The following is a 1,887-nucleotide window of genomic DNA, read 5'->3' as shown; positions in this document are numbered from 1 at the left end:
AGCTGGCGTTGCTCACCACTTAACGCGGCGTTAGCTCTTTAGTTGATTAAATCGGAAAATTATGGAAATTCAGTTAAATCATTCATCAAATCAGGAGTCGAATTTCTATCTAAGGGCTCTTTGGGCTACATTTAGAAAAACACATGGAAAGTGTGCATGGCAGTTTATGCCTTTTAAACATGGTCAATCCAAGACAGTCCATTTTGGTTTCATGGATATTAACTTAGGTAGTGTTATTGAGTTTTCAATACAATATGAGGTAAAGGGAGTCATCAAGTCTCTGCACCTAGAGGGTAATTTTTCAAAATCCGAATTAGATTCTTTACATGGGTTATGTTTAAGTGCTGATTCAATTGTAAGTGAAAGTTGTTTTATTATTTCGACTGTTCTGGAGTCTCAACTTCCACCTTTTGCCTCATCGATCGGAGATGAATATCGGTTGTTTCAGAATCAATTAGGTGAAAGTGTATTGGAGGTCCAAGTCTTCGCATTTGATCCCGACGATGCCATACACTTAGCTGCTAGTAAAATTCAACAAGTATGTGACTTATTGTCAGTTTTTACGAATAGTTATGTCAAGATGACTAAGTTAATTTGTTCTAACAGCTTTACAGACATAAATCAAAGTTCTGATTTTTCGGGTGATTTAGATTGGATTGATGATCACCCCATAGAGAACGGTTTAATTACACTAGCAAATTATCAAAAACTAATTATAAATCAAATGTTGCAAGGTAATATTAAAAGTCAGTTTGTTAGTGGTGCCGCTCATTTTAATAATGCTGCTTACCTTCTTAGAGATTATTCCTTATCTAAAGGAGCTATAACTGACACAGCAATAGTTTTATATGTATCAGCACTAGAGGCTTGTGCTATGACTAAGGAAGTAACCAAAGATTCTTGTAGTTCTTGTGGTCAAGTTAAATATTCTATTAGAAGGCGTGTTTTAGATTTAGTCGGTGAGTTTTTACCAAAACATTTAGTTAAGTTTATCGATGGTTATTACGCTTCACGATCAAAGTTTTTACATGAAGGTATTCACTCTTCAACGAATAACTACTTTGGAAAGTCTATTCCACAACTCAGCCCTAATTCTGATTCGGGATGCCATATGCCTGCGACAATAATGCCAATAAATCTCAGAGACTATGTGTCTTACATTTTTCGAGGTACAGCAATCAATGGTGTCTTAAAGAGCTAACAAACTGTTTAAGAGTGATTCGCAACGCGTGGCATTTTTACTATGCGTTGCGTTTAGTGTTTAAGGTGTTCTGCGGTAGCTTCGGTATTGCGTTGCTCACACCTTAACAGGGCGTTATGTTTTAATGGAATTTCAATGGCTTAAATGCCTTTGAGTCGTTCTTTTCCCCTTTAGCCAATCGCTGGGAGTAGACTCAGCAAATCACTATTATCGCTCAGTTCTTAAATCTTTCAGCCCGTAAAACATGCCAAGGTTCGTGGGTTACTTCATTCGGATTTTGGGGTGGTTTGGTCGTCTTGTTTCTCTGGCTCAAAGTCGCTTTGGGTGGTTTTCCCAATCAGCCAATAACTTTGGCAGTTGCCTCGGCAAATCGCCATTGTTCTGCGCTGTTGTTGCTAAGAAAGGGCACTTGTTGAGGCTTGATCGAGTTGCCTCATTATCAGGGAAGTGGACTTACTCGTTTCTGGTTTGGTGCATCTGGCGGTCAAGTGAGTGCGAGCTTGTGATTTGGTTCAGAAAACTAGGTCAATACATCAGTTCTTTACCAAGTAAATCAACGAATTGTGCTAAAACATAACAAAGCATTTAAGACGGATTCTCAACGCTTGGCAATTTCAGTTCAGGTCAGCTTTAGTGCTAAATGTGGCAAGGTTTAAGGTGGGTGGTCGCGTTGTTCACCACTTAAT

Annotated in this window: 1 protein-coding gene; it reads left to right on the top strand. The window is 38.6% G+C overall.

Annotation, left to right across the window (positions count from 1 at the left end; translation table 11 throughout):
* Positions 1–61: 61 nt before the first annotated feature.
* Complete coding sequence (locus RH86_RS16775) at positions 62–1,201, top strand: hypothetical protein (protein ID WP_009387459.1); 1,140 nt, start codon at positions 62–64, stop codon at positions 1,199–1,201.
* Positions 1,202–1,887: the final 686 nt, after the last annotated feature.

Source organism: Vibrio sp. N418, from assembly GCF_000222565.1.
In the GTDB taxonomy this organism is placed as follows: domain Bacteria; phylum Pseudomonadota; class Gammaproteobacteria; order Enterobacterales; family Vibrionaceae; genus Vibrio; species Vibrio scophthalmi.
This window is presented reverse-complemented; position numbering and strand designations above follow the sequence as displayed.